This window comes from Pasteurella oralis, from assembly GCF_002850605.1.
Classification (GTDB): Bacteria; Pseudomonadota; Gammaproteobacteria; order Enterobacterales; family Pasteurellaceae; genus Pasteurella; species Pasteurella oralis.
Map to the genome: position 1 here is coordinate 333,550 of NZ_NXGB01000002.1, position 20,240 is coordinate 353,789.

15 protein-coding genes and 1 riboswitch are annotated in these 20,240 nt (G+C 36.7%); of the genes, 6 read left to right on the forward strand and 9 right to left on the reverse strand.

What is annotated here, in order from left to right:
- Window positions 1–68: 68 nt before the first annotated feature.
- From glgX to msrP, 8 genes are all read right to left on the reverse strand, one after another.
- Window positions 69–2,060 (reverse strand): glycogen debranching protein GlgX, encoded by a 1,992-nt coding sequence (gene glgX / locus C0975_RS03950; RefSeq protein WP_101775093.1) that lies wholly within the window; start codon window positions 2,058–2,060, stop codon window positions 69–71.
- A 33-nt stretch (window positions 2,061–2,093) separates the two neighbouring features.
- The gene (glgB, locus tag C0975_RS03955) at window positions 2,094–4,286 is read right to left on the reverse strand and encodes a 1,4-alpha-glucan branching protein GlgB (RefSeq protein ID WP_101775094.1); all 2,193 of its coding nucleotides are present in this window, start codon (window positions 4,284–4,286) and stop codon (window positions 2,094–2,096) included.
- Window positions 4,287–4,315: 29 nt separating this feature from the next.
- Window positions 4,316–6,406, reverse strand: coding sequence for a 4-alpha-glucanotransferase (gene malQ / locus C0975_RS03960; RefSeq protein ID WP_101775095.1), 2,091 nt, complete (start codon window positions 6,404–6,406; stop codon window positions 4,316–4,318).
- A 319-nt stretch (window positions 6,407–6,725) separates the two neighbouring features.
- A complete protein-coding gene (locus C0975_RS03965; protein WP_101775096.1) occupies window positions 6,726–7,874 on the reverse strand; it encodes a type I restriction endonuclease in 1,149 nt (382 codons plus the stop codon).
- Between the two features lie 320 nt (window positions 7,875–8,194).
- The gene (locus C0975_RS03970) at window positions 8,195–8,542 is read right to left on the reverse strand and encodes a TM2 domain-containing protein (RefSeq protein ID WP_101775097.1); all 348 of its coding nucleotides are present in this window, start codon (window positions 8,540–8,542) and stop codon (window positions 8,195–8,197) included.
- A gap of 225 nt (window positions 8,543–8,767) precedes the next feature.
- Window positions 8,768–9,220 (reverse strand): YcgN family cysteine cluster protein, encoded by a 453-nt coding sequence (locus C0975_RS03975; protein WP_101775098.1) that lies wholly within the window; start codon window positions 9,218–9,220, stop codon window positions 8,768–8,770.
- A gap of 91 nt (window positions 9,221–9,311) precedes the next feature.
- The gene (locus C0975_RS03980; protein ID WP_101775099.1) at window positions 9,312–9,905 is read right to left on the reverse strand and encodes a protein-methionine-sulfoxide reductase heme-binding subunit MsrQ; all 594 of its coding nucleotides are present in this window, start codon (window positions 9,903–9,905) and stop codon (window positions 9,312–9,314) included.
- Window positions 9,905–10,861, reverse strand: coding sequence for a protein-methionine-sulfoxide reductase catalytic subunit MsrP (msrP, locus tag C0975_RS03985; RefSeq protein WP_101775100.1), 957 nt, complete (start codon window positions 10,859–10,861; stop codon window positions 9,905–9,907). Before msrP ends, C0975_RS03980 begins: the two co-directional genes overlap by 1 nt.
- A gap of 222 nt (window positions 10,862–11,083) precedes the next feature.
- Between msrP and C0975_RS03990 the strand changes: the two genes are divergently transcribed.
- Entirely contained in the window at window positions 11,084–11,404 is a 321-nt protein-coding gene (locus tag C0975_RS03990) for an HI1450 family dsDNA-mimic protein (protein ID WP_101775101.1), read from the forward strand.
- A 45-nt stretch (window positions 11,405–11,449) separates the two neighbouring features.
- Here C0975_RS03990 and thiI read toward each other — a convergent pair whose 3' ends face one another.
- Window positions 11,450–12,895, reverse strand: coding sequence for a tRNA uracil 4-sulfurtransferase ThiI (gene thiI, locus C0975_RS03995; RefSeq protein WP_101775102.1), 1,446 nt, complete (start codon window positions 12,893–12,895; stop codon window positions 11,450–11,452).
- Window positions 12,896–13,190: 295 nt separating this feature from the next.
- On the opposite strand from thiI, the gene C0975_RS04000 reads away from it, so the two are divergent.
- From C0975_RS04000 to dxs, 5 genes are all read left to right on the forward strand, one after another.
- Window positions 13,191–14,306 (forward strand): NapC/NirT family cytochrome c, encoded by a 1,116-nt coding sequence (locus C0975_RS04000; RefSeq protein ID WP_101775103.1) that lies wholly within the window; start codon window positions 13,191–13,193, stop codon window positions 14,304–14,306.
- A riboswitch (molybdenum cofactor riboswitch) is annotated at window positions 14,306–14,442 on the forward strand. Its footprint overlaps the gene before it by 1 nt.
- A gap of 21 nt (window positions 14,443–14,463) precedes the next feature.
- Window positions 14,464–16,950, forward strand: a complete 2,487-nt coding sequence (gene torA / locus C0975_RS04005) for a trimethylamine-N-oxide reductase TorA (protein ID WP_101775104.1) — start codon at window positions 14,464–14,466, stop codon at window positions 16,948–16,950.
- 219 nt (window positions 16,951–17,169) lie between these two features.
- Window positions 17,170–17,415 (forward strand): exodeoxyribonuclease VII small subunit, encoded by a 246-nt coding sequence (gene xseB, locus C0975_RS04010; protein WP_101775105.1) that lies wholly within the window; start codon window positions 17,170–17,172, stop codon window positions 17,413–17,415.
- A gap of 17 nt (window positions 17,416–17,432) precedes the next feature.
- Complete coding sequence (gene ispA / locus C0975_RS04015; RefSeq protein ID WP_101775106.1) at window positions 17,433–18,320, forward strand: (2E,6E)-farnesyl diphosphate synthase; 888 nt, start codon at window positions 17,433–17,435, stop codon at window positions 18,318–18,320.
- Window positions 18,321–18,384: 64 nt separating this feature from the next.
- Window positions 18,385–20,229 (forward strand): 1-deoxy-D-xylulose-5-phosphate synthase, encoded by a 1,845-nt coding sequence (dxs, locus tag C0975_RS04020; RefSeq protein ID WP_101775107.1) that lies wholly within the window; start codon window positions 18,385–18,387, stop codon window positions 20,227–20,229.
- Window positions 20,230–20,240: the final 11 nt, after the last annotated feature.

The following is a 20,240-nucleotide window of genomic DNA, read 5'->3' on the forward strand; positions in this document are numbered from 1 at the left end:
TATATGGGCAATGTTGCACAACCTAATATCAACCACCCTTATTTATTGTTTCAATTTCTACTGACGACTTATTTTTGCAACACACAAAAAGCGATATCCCCCACCTCAACCAAATTATCCTGCATGGTTGTGTCTGCTGCATGATATACAACTTCCCAATCACCTTCTGGTAATAAAAAAGTTTGTAATTCTGCTTTACTATTAATCAAGAATAACCAACGATTATCCAATAACACTTGTAATGCTTTAATTTCTCGATTATGCCAATCATCAATGCTTTTTGGCTTACCCATTACATTAAGCCATTGCACATTATCTGGACTCCACCATAGATCATTGTATAAACTCGCAATTTGCTTTCGAATTGCAATCGTTTGCTTAGTTAAATCAAATAATCTCTGGTTAAAAGATTGCCATTTTAGCCATGTTATTTCATTGTCTTGACAATAAGCATTGTTATTACCAAATTGCGAATTACCAAATTCATCTCCTGCTAATAACATAGGTGTACCATTTGATAACAGGAGGCTCATCAACAAACTTATAGTACTTAACATACGTGCATTTTCTACTGCACTTGGCACATTTTCTATGCCTTCAACACCATGGTTATAGCTATAATTTTCATTCCGACCATCACGGTTTTCTTCGCCATTTGCCCAATTATGCTTTTGGTTATAACTGACTAAATCACGTAACGTGAAACCATCATGTGCAGTAATATAATTCACCGAGCAATGGGGTTTACGTTCACCACGTTTAAAAATATCACTCGATCCAGCCAACCGTTCAGCAAAGGCGCCATTTTCACCACTTTTCCACAACCAAAAACGCGTCATATCATCACGAAAACGATCATTCCATTCCGCAAAATAGTCAGGGAAATTGCCAACTTGATAGCCAAAATCGCCAATATCCCAAGGCTCTGAAATCAATTTACATTGCTGTAAACTGGGTACAGCAACCATATCGGCAAAGAGTTGTGCTTGTGGATTAAAGCCACCTTGATTTTCTCGCCCCAATACCGCGCCTAAATCAAAGCGGAAACCATCAACATGACATTCTTCTACCCAATAACGTAAACAATCAACTACCCAGCGACGTGTCATTGGATGGGATAAATTCATCGTATTGCCACATCCCGTCCAGTTGCGATAATATCCTTGCTCGTCTTGCCAGTAGTAAGCTTTATCATCAATACCACGCTGGCTAAAAGTTGGGAAATGCTGTTCTGATTCTACGCTGTGGTTAAATACCACATCGAGAATCACCTCAATGCCCGCTTGGTGCAAGGCTTTCACCATCGTTTTAAACTCTGTTAGTGGGCTTGAACCCGCTTGTTTTGACCAATATTTAGGCTCTACCGCAAACATTGCTAATGGGCTATATCCCCAATAATTATGCAATCCTTTTTCCTGCAAATGGACTTCGTCAAGCTGATAATTCACTGGCAACAATTCTATTGCAGTGACCCCTAATTCTTGCAAATAGGCAATCATATTTGGGTGTGCTAGTGCAGCATAGCTACCACGAATCTGTGCAGGCAAATCCTCTCTTAACTGCGTAAATCCTTTCACATTCAATTCATAAATTACTGTCTTAGCCCAAGGAGTTTGTAATAATTGATCGTTTTCCCAATCAAAAGCCTCATCAATTATCACCGCCTTAGGCGCGAGATGTGCATTATCGCGTGAATCAGATAAATCAAACCAAGCGCGTTTCTCTGCACTGCTTAAATCAGGTTTACCCACAACGGCTTTAGCATAAGGATCCAACATTAACTTATTTGGATTCGCTAAAGTGCGGTCTGTTTTCCCCGAAATTCGATAACCATATTCTGTACCTAAAGGCACATCACTTAACCAAATATGCCAAACATCACCCGTTTTTTGGGTAAGTTGAAATTTGCTTTCGTTGCCTTCTTGATCAAACAAACATAGCTCTATCGCACTTGCCTCACTCGAAAATAGTGAAAAATTATGACCACTAACACCATCTTCTATTTGAGCTGTACATCCTAAAGGATAAGGTTTTCCTGTTTTAATTCTTTTTGTATTCATTACGACTAGTTACTACTTTATTGTTCTTTCTGATTATTCACCTTCATATTTCAAATAAATTGTTGCCAATGGTGGCACAGAAATACGAATAGATTGTGCTCTTTCATGACTTGCTACATCTTCACTGCTCACTGTACCAAAATTACCTACATTAGAGCCTTCATAAAATTCGGAGTCGGTATTCAAAATCTCCACATATTGCCCCGCAAGATTTACACCGATGCGATAATCATGGCGTGGTACAGGTGTGAAATTACTCACCACAATAATACGTTCACCATTCTTGCTACGACGTTCGAAAGCAAAAATAGAGTTTTGACGATCATCAACCACTAACCAATCAAACCCTTCTGGATCGTAATCCAATTCAAATAATGCTGCGTTTTGTTGATAAATATGGTTCAAATCTTTAACTAAAAGATGCACACCTTGATGCCAGCTACCGCCAATATTTTTATCTAATAAAAACCAATCTAAACTTTGCTCATAGTTCCATTCACGCCCTTGTGCAAATTCATTTCCCATGAACAATAATTTTTTACCCGGATAGCCCCACATATAGCCATAATAAGCACGTAAATTTGCAAATTTTTGCCATGCATCTCCCGGCATTTTGCCTAATAATGAGGATTTACCATGCACTACTTCATCATGAGAAAGAGGCAACACAAAATTTTCGCTGTATTGATACACCATACCAAATGTCATTTGATCATGATGATATTGACGATAAACAGGATCTTTTTGCATGTAGGATAACGTGTCGTTCATCCAACCCATATTCCATTTAAAATGGAATCCTAGCCCTCCTTCTTTACTCGGTTTAGTCACACCAGCAAAAGAAGTAGACTCTTCAGCAATTGAAATTGCACCATTCACTTCCGAATCAATTTTCCAATTAGTGTGTTTTAAAAACTCAATCGCTTCTAAATTTTCACGCCCACCATATTGATTTGGAATCCATTCACCATCAGCACGACTATAATCACGATAAATCATTGATGCCACCGCATCCACACGAATACCGTCTAAACCAAAGCGTTCTAACCAATAAAGCGCATTACTAGATAAGAAATTACGGACTTCATTACGTCCATAGTTATAAATTAAGGTATTCCAATCTTGATGATAGCCTTCTTTGGGATCAGCATGTTCATACAAAGCTGTTCCATCAAAAGCAGCCAAACCATGGGTATCACTAGGAAAATGCCCTGGGACCCAGTCTAAAATGACATTAATTCCAGCATCATGCGCTTTATCCACTAAACGTTTAAACCCTTCTGCTGTACCAAATCGACTTGTTGGTGAATATAAGCCTAAAGGCTGATAGCCCCATGAACCATCAAATGGAAATTCAGATAACGGCAAAAACTCAATATGAGTAAAGCCCATTTCTTTTACATAAGGAATTAGTTCATCTGCAATCTGGTCATAATCCAACCAAAAATTATTTGCTAAATTGCGGCGCCATGAACCTAAATGCACTTCATAAATCGAAATCGGTTGATCAAACTGATTGGCTTTACGGCGTTTTTCAGTCATCTCAACCATCTCAGGTAACGCACTAATTTGTGATGCAGTATCAGGACGCAGTTGTGAACTAAATGCGTATGGATCGGCTTTTAAGCGTAACTGACCGTGGCAATCAATTAATTCGTATTTATATAACTGACCCAAAGAGGCTTTTGGTAAAAATAATTCCCACACACCACTCTTCTGATGAAAGCGCATTGGATGGCGGCGCCCATCCCAATAGTTGAAATCGCCAACGATAGAAACTCGTCTAGCATTTGGTGCCCATAAACGGAAATTCACACCTGATACACCATCACACTCCATAAAATGTGCACCTAATACTTCATAAGGACGTAAATGCGAACCTTCACTAAGCAACCAATTATCTAAGTCAGTCAACATTGGATGGAAACGATAAGGATCCTCAATAATTTGCGATTCTGCGCCCCAAAATACTTGTAATTGATAAGCAAAAAAAGTTCTCGTTTTCGGTACGATACCCGTAAAAAAGCCGCGTTCATCTATACAATCTAATTCACATACTTCTTTATGAGTTTCGTTATCAATCACAATAACACGTTGAGCATCGGGTAATAACGCTCGAATCTCAATACCATTTTCTGTCTCATGCATTCCTAGCACAGAAAATGGATCGGCATGCGTTCCTTCAAAAAACTGATTAATTACTGAATGCGAAACTAATTGAACCATAACAAATCCTCAATTCGACTCTAATAGATTTATACCTTACGTGCTTGGTTAACTGATGCTAAAAATGCCGTGATATTATTATCATTAAACATAGATTCTAATGTACAAGCTAGCTTTTTGCGCCAATTTGGATATTCTGTATCCGTTCCCGGTAAATTAAATGAAACTTCTTGACTCAGTAAATTTTCTAATTGCACACCAATAAGTTGGCTACAGCTATTGGCTAAATATTGATGTAACACATAATTTAAATGTGCATGCATGGCCATAGAAAGCGCATCACCCTCATAATGTGCGGGCAAATAGCTATCACGACGTAAAGTATCTAATAACGCTTGTTTATCAACTACTCGTTGTTCGTATTTTTGTTGTAAAACTTCACCCTCTAAAACCCCTAGTTGATTAAATAACTGTAAGTCCACACAATGCCAAAAGCTCGATAAAGAAGGCACATCATGTGTACCAATAGTAGAAAAGGCTTTTAATGGAAAAGCATTTGCTGCAGGGTATTCCCGATTTCGTTGTTCAAAATACAATACAAAATAAGAAAAAATCTGAAATTCATTCAATTTCGACCGCACTTCATCAGGTACTGTCCCCAAATCTTCACCAACTACAAGGCATTGATTACGTTGGCTCTCAATCGCTAAAATAGCCATGAGTCGATCAAATGGATAATGTACATAAGCGCCATCAGCAGCAGTTTTACCTTCAGGAATTAGCCATAAACGGAATAATCCCATCACATGGTCAATACGTAAAATACCAAAGTGCTGCATATTACTACGCAGCATATCAATAAAGGGCTGGAACCCTCGTGCTTTGAGTACAGCAGGATTATAAGGTGGCAAATTCCAATTTTGCCCAATAGGACCTAAAGGATCAGGTGGTGCTCCAACTGAAGCATTAACAAAATAAAGTTCAGGATCAGACCAAACATCAACACTACCACGAGAACTATTTACTGCTAAATCACCATAAATACCAAGTGCCATTCCAAGGCTTTGACATAAGCGTTGAATTTCATTTAATTGCACTGTGGTTAACCATTGTAACCATGCATAAAACTCAACTTGATCTTGATGTTGTTTTAATAAAGCTTTGCGTTTTGTTACGCTCAATTGCTGCCATTCCTGATACCAACCTAACCAGCCGATGGTCTGTTCTGTTGGCGTATGTTGATGAAATTGACTATCAAGTACATTAAACAACCCCTGCAACAATAAAGGTTCGCCTTGTTGCTTCATAAATTGTTGGAATGTTTGACGACGCTGCATAATATGCGTTGATTTGCTTCGCTTTGAAAAAGCAAATAATTGTTCAAGCGCAGTGAGTTTTAAATTTGTTACTGCAGTATAATCAACCAATTCTGCATAACGTAATTGTTCAATCTCACTTTGCACTTCCTCAGAAACAAACCAATTTTGTACAGTTTTACATAATTTAAATTCAGGTAATGTATGGACAGCTAAATAAATAGAATTTAGCCAGCGTCTAGAGGAAGAACTATATGGACTCGCCCACTCTGGTACCGCTGGATACATTAAATGCAATGGATTGATCCCAATAAAATCAACACCATATTGACTAACTTGCTTGATCAAATACGCCAAATCCGAAAAATCTCCAATCCCCCAGTTTTGTTGAGAACGTAAACTATAAAGTTGTACATTAAGTCCCCAAACTTTCTTTTGTTCTAATACAGGAGGCTGATAGACAGTTTTTGGCGAAACAAGTAAACGAATAAGATAATTTTTTTCTGCGCTAGAGATAATTAATTGATAATAGCCATATTCTAAAGTAGGCAATTCAATAAACAGAGAACAAAATAAAGATTGCTCAAGCAAAATTTGCCCAGAATCATTCGATAATTGATAGGTTAAAGATTGTTGGGATAAATTTAAAGGCGTTAAATCATATTGAATAGATTCATGTTCAAAAAACACAGCAACATCATCATAATAAGTTACGGATTTATTTAGTTTAGTTGGTCGAGTTAATAGTTCCGTAAAATACGCCAGTGTTTCTGAGCTAGCATAAATTAAATTGCCATCGATATCGTAGTGAGAGCTTGCAATACCTTGCTTCTCTGCCTCCCGCCTTAAGTACGCCATATCCATTATCAACTACCTAAACTAGACTAATAATTAGTAGTTATTCTATCCAAGCCGCATACAAAGGCAACGACTTTTGTTTAAATTAGTGATCTTGGTCAAGAATAATTTATTTTCAGTATTTACAAGGTTTGATTACGTTTTTCTATCTCGAAAAAAGCATAAAATGAGTACGGATTTTCTTGTTAAAATCAATGTATCTCATTTTTATTGAAGGATCATCATTTGGTTCGAAAAATAAAATGTGACAGGGTTCGAAATTAATATATATCGATGTAATTATCATTCAATAATAAACCCCGTTGTCATACGGGGTTTATACTAATCATGATTTTTTACGACTAAAATTCTCATCATTAGCACAAAATTCTAGTGAATCTCGAATAATTCCACTTAATCGTAAAATATTTTCTGGTCTATCGATCACAATCTGAGTTCCAGAAAGTACTAATCCAACACGAGAAATTTCTTTTTTATGATCATCAGTTAATTCTATTGGTATTGAAATAGATGGATGCTGCTTATTGTCATAATAACGTAATATCCATCTATTGCTTTTACCTTGGAATAAAAGGCTAAAATAACTTTCTGTGTCTTTAGCAATTAAATCAACATCATCACCTAAAATCATTCTCACATAATCATGTAATAATCTTTCAGTATATGTTGTAACGATTTTACTATTTTCAGGATCAACTATTGGAGCTGTTTCATCAATGACTTTTTCTAATTCAGTAGATTTTTCTTCAGGTTCAGTCTTACTGGATAAACCATATACAACCATGGCACTTACTGCTTTTTCTACGGTTTGTTTAACAATTGGACTAATACTCTCCAGAAAACGTTGATTCAATTGACGTCCAATATTTGATCTACTTGCAACATAACGCACAAACTCAAGATCTATTTCTTTTAAACTCGAACTAATTGTTCTAGTAAATGCAGATAAATAAACGCTTTCTTCTGCTAATGTGCGCAATGCTTCTGGTTGAAAGCAATCATGACAAAATCGAGCTAATTGTTCAATTTTAGATAAATCCAAATTTTCAAAATCTATCTTTAAAAATGGCGTATTATCCATAATGTTTTTTTCATCCAGATCAGTGAAAAAGCGCCATTCCCGCCCATTAGTTACAGCAGCTACAGTGACTTCTGGTGTTGCATTGAAATAACGAGATAGTTGAGGTGAGTGATTAGTTAAATTCTCAGCCCAAGACTTAGCTTCAATAAACATAACAGGTACATCATGACAAAATAAAGCATAATCGACTCTCTCTCCACTTTTAATACCGTTAAAATCAGCACCATACTCCGCTTTTACTTTAGTAGGATCATAAGGGCTAAAACCTAAAATATCTAAGAGAGGTAAAATTAGCGCTTGTTTTGTTGTTTCTTCCGTCGTGCAATATTGCCCAACTTTAATTATATGTTGTGAGTGAGATTCAATCTTATCTCTAAAAATACTATCAGCCATTATTAATCTCCTTTTTGAAAGAGATTAAATTTTAAGCTTCATTTTCTTTTTTGTCTGTGGTCAAGATCGCATTATTTCTTTTTATTATTTTATCTTTTGAAATTTATTACTGACTATGCTGAATCTACTGACTCAAATTTATTTATTCTGTTCTTGCAAAATGACTTTACCCTAGATAGATCTAAGAATGAAAAGCATTGAGTTAACATTAAGATTTATTCTCTTATTATTGTATGTTTTCAAAAAGAAAACCCTAAGAGAGATGTCTTAGGGCTTAAAATCATAGACAAAATTCTAAAAACGTTTTTTAGCAAAGCATGCTATGAAATTAGCATAATTTTATTAAAGTTAAGTTCTTTAGCTTTTTTGTAACAAAAATAGATATCAAACAATACCCAAATTAAACCTACACCAAAAAATAAAACCGTAATAATTTTTAAAATACCAAGCCCTATATCACTAAGATAAAAGCGCTCAATACTTAATCCACCTAAAAAAATTGATAGCAAAAGGACAACCATCGGATTTTTTAAATCAACGGCTTGAATAGAACTTTGTCTTGATTCAGGTAAGGTAGACAATTTTTCTTTCACAAGAAAGATTTTATCATTTGGGAAATTACTTGCATTTGTCATTACATAAGATTCAGCAAATTGTTTCGATTCCATAAGTCATTATCCTTATTTGTTTATAGCTGTTAATAATATAATTAGAAGTATTTATTCTAAATATTATACAGTTCCTAGTCTGTGTCACAGATCACATTATGTAAAAATAATGAACAAATAATAACAAAAGTAAATTAAATAGAGTTTAGGGAAGACAAATAAAATAAGTAATTTGAGTACGAATTCATACTTTTTATAATTAATAAAAACTATTTTTTTAACACGTTAATTTGGGACAATTACAAATTCAAACCAATCAATCACATCTTTTTCATGAATTCCTTTTTCAATCAGAATTTGTGCTTTTTTGACAGAGTTAGGATCACCAGAGAGCAATGGATGCCAATCAAATAAGGGTTTATTTTCATTTAACAATCGATAGGCACAAGTTGTAGGAAGCCAATGAAAATCAGGAAGATTTTTTTTAGTTAATTTTGTACAGTCTGGCTCATGTTTGAAACGTTGAGAATAATTAGAGCATTTACCCGTTTCTAAATCTAATAGATTACAAGCAATACGAGTATAATATAACTTTTTCCACTTACCTCGCCCTTCAATAAATTTACGATAACAACATTTACCACAACCATCACAGAGCGCTTCCCACTCTGCTTCAGTCATGTCAAGTAAAGTTTTATGTTTCCAAAATTCAGGTTCAATTGGTGTGTCAATTGACATGCTACAATTTACTCAATAAGCCATAAAAAAAGTAAGTGCGGTATTCTACCGCACTTACTTTCTAGATCAATGACTTTTAGTCAACCAAACTTTAACTTACCTTTTTTGCTTTAAAAAGCACATAAAGTTCCCAAAATACAATGAGTATTGACAAAATTAAGTACAGCATTGAACTAAAAGTCAAATTTTTAACTGACCAATAATAATGAATTGCACCTAATAGTAACGCATAGTAGCCTAATTTATGCAAATAAAACCACCACTTTCCCATCTTATTCTTAAAGTAAGATAACGAGCTTACTGACATCAACGTCAAGATCAAGAAAGAGAAGCCGCCTACAATTAAATAACCTCGGCGAATTAATTCTTGTAAAAATAAATGAACATCATTACCCAACTCTAAAGAAAAATAAGCATAAATATGTAAAACAACATAAAACCATGCCCATAGCCCTAAGGCGCGTCGTAGTATCTGCAACTGAGGCTGCTTTAATAAACGGAATACAATTCCTAACACAAAAAGCACGAGTAAAATAGTTATCGCAGTAAAACCCAAGAAATGTTGCATTTCTTTAACGGGATCGGCGCCTAATTGTGATTCATTTCCTGTCAATAAAATAATGTGCAACCAAATAAAAGGGATTGCACAAGATAAATGAATAACAACTCTGAGCAATTTAAGCATTAAAAATTCTTCCTTAAATCAAGATCTTTATATAAATGAGCAACTTGCTCTTCATAACCATTAAACATCAATGTAGGTTGACGTTTCACACTAAATAACCCGCCTGAACCAATTACACGTTCGCTTGCTTGAGACCAACGAGGATGATCAACATTTGGATTTACATTGGCATAAAAACCATATTCTTGCGGTGCTGCATGATTCCATGTTGTTCTTGGTTGTTTAGATTTTAGTGTAATTTTGACAATGGACTTAATATTTTTAAATCCATATTTCCATGGCACAACTAAACGAATTGGCGCACCATTTTGTGGAGCTAATGTCTTACCGTACAGCCCAACTGATAGTAAAGTTAGCGGATTCATAGCTTCCTCAATTGTTAAGCCTTCTACATAAGGATAGATTAATCCCCCACCAAAGAAGCTGTTTTTCTGTCCTGGCATACTTTCAGGATCATATAAAGTTTCAAATTCAACATACTTAGCATTGCTGGTCGGTTGAACTAAAGCAAGTAACTTATTTAATTCAAAACCAATCCATGGAATCACCATTGACCAAGCTTCAACACAACGAAAACGATAAATACGCTCTTCTAAAGGCAGTTGGCTCATTAATTGATGTACATCGAAAGTCATTGGTTTTTCAACTTCGCCTTCGATACGTAAAGTCCAAGGCTCGGTTTTCATCGCTGAAGCATATTTTGCTGGCGATTCTTTTGGTACTCCAAACTCATAAAAATTGTTATACCCGATCACTTTATTTTCAGGTGTTAATGCGAGCGATTGCGGGTTGTCATCTTTTGTAAAAGTTAAGGTTTTACGTAAATCCTCTTCAGCAGCAGAAGCCATATTTGGCAGTAATGAAGCGGCACCCATCACGCCCATCGCTTGAATAATTTTTCTACGTTGGAAAAAAATATGCTCAGGCGTTACATCATTTTCAGTAAATTTTTGCATTATATTGCCTCCGATGGATATTATGAAGAATAATTTTTATTTGTATTCGCACTGAAATTAAATTCTACTAACTTAGACGAAGAGTTTTGCAACTTCTTACAATCAATTTGCATTAAATAGCAAGAAAGATGAAAAAGTGCGGTCAATTTTCCATGAGTTTTAGGCGAGTTATGCTATGATTAGCGCCATATTGACGATATATAGGTTATAGGAAACCCTTAAATGACCGAGCTAATAAAACTTGAACCTGATGCAGCAATTGATATTGCTTATGATATTTTTCTTGAAATGGCAGCAGAAAATCTCGATCCCGCAGATATCATGCTATTTAACCTCCAATTTGAAGAACGTGGTGCAGTGGAATTTGTTGAAACTGCAGAAGATTGGGAAATGGAAATTGGTGTGCTTATTGATCCGAACGCTTATGCTGAGGTCTGGATTGGTTTAGTTAATGAACAGGATGAAATGGACGATGTTTTTGCTAAATTCCTAATCTCTCACCGTGAAGATAATCGGGAATTCCATGTTATCTGGAAGAAATAATCGATGAAAAAACAAAGAGGAGCTAAATGCTCCTCTTCTTTTTTATTATGATTTTTTAAAAACTTTGACATTGCTAAAGCCTTGTTCTTTTAAATATAACGCTTGTAGCTTGCTCATTACCCCTCGTTCACAATATAACGCATAATGTTTACTTTGATCTAATTGCGCAAATTGAGAAGAAAGTTTATAGAATGGCAATAATAAGACATTAGCCAACTGTAACGGATTTTCATCCGCTTCTTCTGGACTACGGATATCTAAAATAATATCTTGTGCATTTAACACTGAAACAGTATTAATTTCTCCAACTTCTTTCTCCGCTTGTTCAGCAATTTGGCGAATATCTAAATATTGCGCATGTTGTACCGCATTTTCTAATATCGCAAAATCAAAATGACTTTCTTCTGCTTCAATCTTCGCTTTAATTGCTTTTACTGTTGGATTTTTTGAAATCACTCCACAAAATTCAGGCATTGATTTAGCAATATCATCAGTACCAATTTCTTTTGCCATTGCAATAATTTGCTCTTTATCGTGTGTTATTAATGGACGTAATACTAACGCACTTGCTGCTTCGTCAATCAGACGCAAATTGGTTAATGTTTGGCTCGAAACCTGCCCTAATGCTTCACCTGTCACAATAGCCTGAATGCCAAAACGCTCCGCCACTTTACTTGCAGCACGCACCATCATGCGTTTTAACACAACTCCCATTTGACCGTTATCTACTTTTTCGAGGATTTCACCGACTACATTTTCAAAATTAATCGCAACAAAACGCACTTTATGTGAGCCACTATAGCGTTGCCAAATATGGTATGCCATTTGCTTTACACCAATTTCATGTGCTGCGCCACCTAAATTGAAGAAGCAGTAATGTACTCGACAACCACGTCGAATCAGCATATAGCTTGATACGCCTGAATCAAAACCACCAGAAATCAGCGATAATACATCTTCTTGGGTGCCAATTGGATAACCGCCAATTCCATCATGGCGAGCTTTGATTAACATCATTTTGTCATTTTCAATGTCGATTCGCACCGTCACATCTGGTTTACTTAATTGCACTTTGGCACTTTCAATATGTTGATTTAAGCCTCCACCGACATAACGTTCTACATCCAATGAACTAAACTCATGTTTACCTTTACGCTTAACACGCACACAAAAGGTTTTATTCACTAAGCTAGGACCAACATCTTGTAAAGTTTGCTCAAAAATATCGTGAATTGTTGTAAAAGGTTTTTCATCAACTTCTAAAAAATGATGAATACCTGGAATACGTTCTAATAATTCAATTAAGTGCGGTCGATTTTCAGTATTTTTTGAACGTACTTCGATGTAGTCCCAATGTTTCACGACCGCCACACTGTCATCATATTTATTTAATACATTGCGAATATTTCCCGTTAAAATTTTAATAAAGCGCTTACGCACAGAATCACTTTTAATCATGATTTCAGGGAAAAGTTTGATGATAAATTTCATAGTCTCTTTATTGTCCACATTAAGTTATAAGTCGTGCATTCTAGCAGATCAATTCAGGAATAAAAATCTTTCTACTCATCAAAGAGAATTAGCCCACTGTAAAAATAATTATATAACGATAAGTTATAAATAACGTTCAATAATTTAGCAACTTCATCTCAAACTTTAATTTTTTTAGCTCATTTTGATTTCAATCAAAAAGAAATGTTGAAACATACCTAAAATAAGTTAACCATTTGTGAGTATTTAATTGTATTTATATTATTTTGTTATATAACTGTATTTGGAGTGACTTATGTCAACAGCAAAAAAACGTGCAGCATTCACCGCTATTGCTTTTATGGCAATTGGGGCCGGTGTCCTATTGGGAACACAATATGTAATGCATAAAACAAGCTCACCTGAATTTTGTGTGAGTTGTCATTCGATGAGCTTTCCACAAGAAGAATGGGAAACCAGTGTGCATTTCTCAAATCAAAAAGGAATTCGGGCTAATTGTGCTGATTGTCATGTTCCTCCAGGTGGACTGCATTATGTCAAAGCAAAAGTATTCGCATTAAAAGACGTATGGTACGAAGTGACAGGCAAAATTCCCGATCGAGAAGCGTATGAAAAACATCGCTATGAAATGGCAAAAAAAGTTTGGGATGAGATGAAAGCGACTCATTCAGAAACCTGTCATAGTTGTCACAGCCTTGAGGCAATGGAAATTGCAGCACAATCTAAATCAGCGCAAACTATGCATGAATTAGCAAAATCAGACGGGCAAACTTGTATTGATTGCCACAAAGGTATCGCCCATTTCCTACCAGAAAGCCCCGAAGAAACCAAGACCACTCCAATCAATCAAACTGAGTCAACCTTAACTAACAATAATAGCCAACCACTTTATGTGCAATCTATTGCAACTGCACAAACGGAGAATGGCGGTGAAGTTCGTCTTATGCCTTATGCCACATTAATAGATTGGAAAAATGATGGGCAGAAAGTAACAGCCAAACTGCAAGGTTGGCAACAAGCAGGCGCTGAATCAATCATTTATATGGCGCTTGGCAAACGAATCATTTTGGCGTTATTAGAAGAGGAAGCAAAACAACAAGTCACTATTTTGAACACAATACAAGATGAAATCACTGAATCAGAATGGAAAGAAGTGACTGTTAGCATCACAATTCCACAAGACAAATTAACTGCAAACTTGACCGCACTTAATCAAATCGGCAATAAACTGAATCAAACTCATTGTAGCGGCTGTCATGCAGTGATTGAAGCAGATCACTTCACTGCCAATCAATGGATTGGTGTCGTTAATTCAATGAAAGATCGCACTGCATTAACGGCCGAAGAAGTAAGAGCACTCACAATTTACTTACAACGTAATAGTAAAGATATGCTTGGTGCAGCACATTAATTTATTCCTGACTCCGAGCTTGTGTGCCTAAGTCGCAAGATATGGTAACAAGCCAGCAATAAGTTCGCTTATGCCATGGATAATTGAGAAATTGCTTATCCACTCATGTTTAGAAAGGTGTCAACACATTAACTAATAGAAGTAAGCGAGGCTTTATATGAAAAAAGAGAACAACGTCAATGTAAAACGTAGAGAATTTTTAAAGAATTCTTCTCTTGGTATTGCTGGTGCATCGTTAAGCGGTGGTGTAGTTGGTTCACTTGTTGCACCAAATGCTATGGCTGCGGAAAGTAAAACCATCGTCACTGCGGCACATTGGGGTCCCTTAGGTGTCGTCGTTGAAAATGGTAAAGCGGTAAAATCGGGTCCTGCCATTCCACCTGTTATCGAAAATGAATTGCAATCTGTAGTGCCAGATCAGCTTTATAGCGAAACACGAATTAAATATCCAATGGTGCGTAAAGGTTATTTAGCTAACCCTGGAAAAAGTGATACAACCATGCGCGGTCGCGATGAATGGGTCCGCGTCTCTTGGGATCAAGCATTAGATTTAATTGACAAAGAGTTCAAACGCATCCGTCGTGAAGGTGGCTTTGAAAATATCTTCGGTGGTTCTTATGGCTGGAAAAGTTCAGGCTCACTCCATTCAAGCCGCACTCTTTTACATCGTTATTTAAATGCGACAGGCGGATTTGTTGGACACAAAGGTGACTACTCTACTGGTGCGGCGCAAGTCATCATGCCACATGTACTGGGTACCATCGAAGTCTATGAACAGCAAACCAGCTGGGAAACTATCTTAGAAAGCACTGATATTATTGTGCTTTGGTCAGCAAACCCACTCACAACAATGCGTATCGCATGGACAGCCACTGACCAAAAAGGAATTGAATATTTCAAAAAATATCAAGCAACAGGCAAACGTATCATTTGTATCGATCCAATCAAAAGCGAAACCTGTAAAATGTTGAATGCGGAATGGATTCCAACCAATACCGCAACTGATGTGCCATTAATGTTAGGGATTGCACATACTTTAGTAACTCAAGATAAACACGATAAAGCCTTCTTGAAAAAATACACAACAGGTTATGCGAAATTTGAAGAATACTTACTCGGCAAAGTAGATGGACAAGCAAAAGATGCTGAATGGGCAAGCAAAATTTGTGGGGTACCGGTTGATGTAATTAAGCAGCTTGCTCATGATTTTTCTACTAAACGCACGATGTTAATGGGTGGTTGGGGTATGCAACGCCAACGTCATGGCGAACAAACACACTGGATGATGGTGACTTTGGCTTCCATGCTAGGTCAAATTGGTTTACCGGGTGGCGGTTTTGGCTTTAGTTATCATTATTCAAATGGTGGCGTTCCAACCACAACAGGCGGTGTTATTGGTTCAATGTCAGCAACATTAGATAACGATACCTCAAATACGGGGCAGTCTTGGTTATCAAAATCCGCCAAAATGAGTTTCCCACTTGCGCGTATTGCCGACGTTTTACTCAATCCAGGCAAGACAATCCAATATAATGGTACAGAAATCACTTATCCAGATATTAAATTAATCTACTGGGCAGGTGGTAATCCATTTGTTCACCACCAAGATACCAATACACTCGTTAAAGCTTGGCAAAAACCAGAAACCATCATTGTCAATGAGATAAACTGGACGCCGACTGCGCGTATGGCAGATATTGTGCTTCCAATCACAACCAGTTATGAGCGTAATGACTTAACGATGACGGGTGATTATTCCATGATGCATATTCTCCCAATGAAACAAGTGGTTGAACCACAATTTGAAGCACGCAATGATTATGATGTCTTCGCTGAACTTGCTAAACGTGCTGGTGTAGAAGATAAATTCACTGAAGGTAAAAGTGAAATGGATTGGTTAAAATACTTCTATCAATCTGCTTTCGATGCTGCACGTAAAAATCGCGTTTTAATGCCTAAATTTGAAAAGTTCTGGGAAGAAAACAAACCAATTACCTTTAATGCCAGTGAAAAAGCAAAAAAATGGGTACGCTATGGTGAATTCCGTGAAGATCCGCTATTAAACCCACTTGGTACACCATCAGGTAAAATTGAAATTTACTCTGATACCATTGCGAAGATGAATTACGATGACTGTCGCGGTTATCCTTCATGGTTTGAACCTGAAGAATTTGCAGGCAATGTGACAGCAGAACATCCATTAGCATTGGTCACACCACACCCTTATTATCGTCTACACAGTCAATTAGCGCATACTTCATTACGCCAAAAATATGCAGTGCAAGATCGTGAGCCAGCCTTAATTCATACGGAAGACGCTAAAGCTCGTGGTATTGCTGATGGCGATATTATTCGTATTTTCAATCAGCGTGGTCAAGTACTTGCTGGTGCAGTTGTTACCGATCATATTATCAAAGGTACTGTCGGTTTATGCGAAGGGGCTTGGTATGATCCTTTAGATTTAGGTATGAGTGAAAAGCCTTTGTGTAAAAATGGTTGTCCAAATGTCTTAACAATGGATATTGGCACATCAAAACTTGCTCAAGGTAATTCACCGAATACGTGTATTATCCAAGTAGAAAAATTTACAGGCGAAGCACCTGAAGTCACCGTATTCAAACAACCTAAACATGCAAAAGCTTAAATTAGCCTAAGCTAATGAAACTAAAAAGTGCGGTCAAATCGACCGCACTTTTTGTGCTTATAAAGCATACTGTTAACATATTTTTTATGTATAAAATAGCTAAATACTCATAAAAAAATTGAAACTAAAAGCACGTAAAAGAAACTAAATAATTTTAACATATATCAAAAAATACAGTACAATAACTGCCCTAAATCTTTCGACAAAAAAGGACGAGCAATGGCAAGAAAACCGACAGTAAAAACAGAACTGGATTTTGAAACAACTTTACAGCAGTTGGAAACCATTGTAACGCGTTTAGAGAGTGGTGAACTTCCATTAGAAGAAGCGCTCAAAGAGTTTGAAAATGGCATCAAATTAGCTAATTTAGGACAAGAGCGTTTACAGCAAGCTGAACAACGGATTCAAATTTTATTGCAAAAAAGTGAAAACGCGGAACTAACTGATTACCAAACAGAACAATAAATAAAAACGAGCCTGTTATGTATCAATTTTCACAAGACTTATCACAATTACAACAACGTATTAATACTTTTTTGACCCAACAACTCAATTTAGATACCCATCCTTCACCTCTTGCAGAAGCCATGCGCTATGGTGTTTTGTTAGGTGGCAAACGTATTCGCCCATTTTTAGTTTATGCCACAGGTCGCATGTTAGGCGCGGATCTTAGCCAATTAGATTATGCTGCCGCAGGACTTGAAGCAATTCATGCTTACTCATTAATACATGATGATCTTCCTGCAATGGATAATGATACCTTAAGACGTGGGCAACCAACTTGCCATATTTCTTTTGATGAAGCAACAGCTATCTTAGCAGGTGACGCGCTTCAAGCTTTTGCTTTTGAAATTTTAACTCAAGCCCCACAACTCTCTGCCGAACAAAAACTCGCTTTAGTAAAAACCTTGAGTCGAGCCGCTGGCATGCAAGGTATGTGTTTAGGACAAAGCTTAGATTTAATTTCTGAGCAAAAGCAAATTACTTTAGATGAACTCAAATATATTCACCGTAATAAAACAGGCGCATTACTTTCTGCCGCATTAAAAATGGGACTTATTTGTTCACCTTATTTCGCTAACCAAGCGCTAGAACAACAGTTACAGCGTTATGCAGAAGCAATCGGATTAGCCTTTCAAGTACAAGATGATATTTTAGATATTGAAGGCGAGAGTGAAATTACGGGTAAGACAATAGGTTCAGATTTAATGGCGGATAAAAGTACTTATCCTAAATTACTCGGTTTGGTTGGTGCAAAACAAAAAGCACAACAACTTTATCAAATAGCTATTAATGAGCTAGAAAATTTACCTTTTGATACCGCAGCACTGCGTGCAATTGCGGAATTTGTCGTAAATAGAAAAAGTTAAATCGCACAACAAGCTAACCAAAGTGCGGTCTGTTTTTACATTATTTTGGAATTGACTAACAATTATGCAAAATTATCCTCTTTTATCATTAATTAATTCGCCAGAAGATTTGCGCTTATTGAGCAAAGAACAATTGCCTCAAGTTTGTCAGGAATTACGTGCATATTTATTAGAGTCTGTTAGTCAAAGTAGCGGACACTTAGCGTCTGGTTTAGGTACAGTAGAGCTAACAGTTGCCCTGCACTACGTTTATAAAACGCCCTTTGATCAACTCATTTGGGACGTAGGTCATCAAGCCTATCCACATAAAATTTTAACGGGTCGTCGTGAAAAAATGTCGACTATCCGTCAAAAAAATGGGATTCATCCTTTTCCATGGCGTGAAGAAAGTGAATTTGATGTGTTAAGTGTAGGTCATTCTTCTACTTCAATCAGCGCAGGGCTTGGTATCGCTATTGCCGCACAACGCGAAAATGCGGGACGAAAAACGGTCTGTGTCATAGGCGATGGTGCGATCACCGCTGGAATGGCATTTGAAGCAATGAATCATGCGGGGGCATCACATGCTGATATGTTAGTCATTTTAAATGACAACGAAATGTCTATTTCAGAAAATGTCGGTGCATTAAACAACCATTTGGCGCGCTTATTAACAGGCTCATTTTATTCCTCCATCCGTGAAGGCGGTAAAAAAATCCTATCCGGCATGCCACCAATTAAAGAGTTTGTTAAGAAAACGGAAGAACATGTAAAAGGCTTTGTTTCACCAGTTGGTACCATGTTTGAACAGTTAGGCTTTAATTATATTGGACCAATTGACGGACATAATATTGAAGAATTAATTAGCACATTAAAGAATATGCGCTCTTTAAAAGGACCTCAGTTCTTACATATTATGACTAAAAAGGGTAAAGGCTATGCACCTGCAGAAAAAGATCCTATTGGCTTTCATGGTGTACCAAAGTTTGATCATTTAAGCGGTCAACTGCCTAAATCCAATACTAAGCCGACTTATTCGCAAATTTTTGGTGATTGGCTCTGTGAAATAGCTGCACAAGATCCCAAATTAATTGGGATTACTCCCGCAATGCGTGAAGGTTCAGGCATGGTAGAATTTTCTAATCGTTTTCCAGAACAATATTTTGACGTTGCAATTGCTGAACAACACGCAGTTACTTTTGCTGCGGGTTTAGCAATTGGTGGTTATAAACCCGTTGTCGCGATTTACTCGACTTTCTTACAACGTGCTTATGATCAAGTGATCCATGATGTAGCAATCCAAAACTTACCTGTATTATTTGCTATTGATCGTGCAGGCGTTGTCGGAGCTGATGGTCAAACCCATCAAGGTGCGTTTGATATTAGCTTTATACGTTGCATTCCTAATATGGTGATTATGACACCAAGTGATGAAAATGAATGTCGTCAAATGCTTTATACAGGCTACAAACTCAATCAACCTGCCGCAGTACGCTATCCACGTGGTAATGCTATTGGTGTCGAACTACAACCGCTGCAAGTATTAGCACTGGGGCAATCTAAATTAATTCGTGAGGGTGAAAAAGTCGCTATTTTGAATTTCGGTACATTATTACCAACAGCTTTAAATGTGGCAGAAAAATTGAATGCGACTGTGGTTGATATGCGCTTTGTTAAGCCAATTGATGTACAACGTATCAAGCAAATTGCACAAACTCATGATGTGATAGTTACTTTAGAAGAAAATGCAATTCAAGGTGGTGCTGGTAGTGCCGTTGCAGAAGTGCTTAATTTACAACAATATCACGTAAAATTATTACAACTCGGTTTACCTGATTTCTTTATTCCACAAGGCACACAACAAGAGGTTTTAGCTGACTTACAATTAGATGAAAATGGCATTGAAAGACAAATAAAAAATTTTTTATAAAAAATAAAACT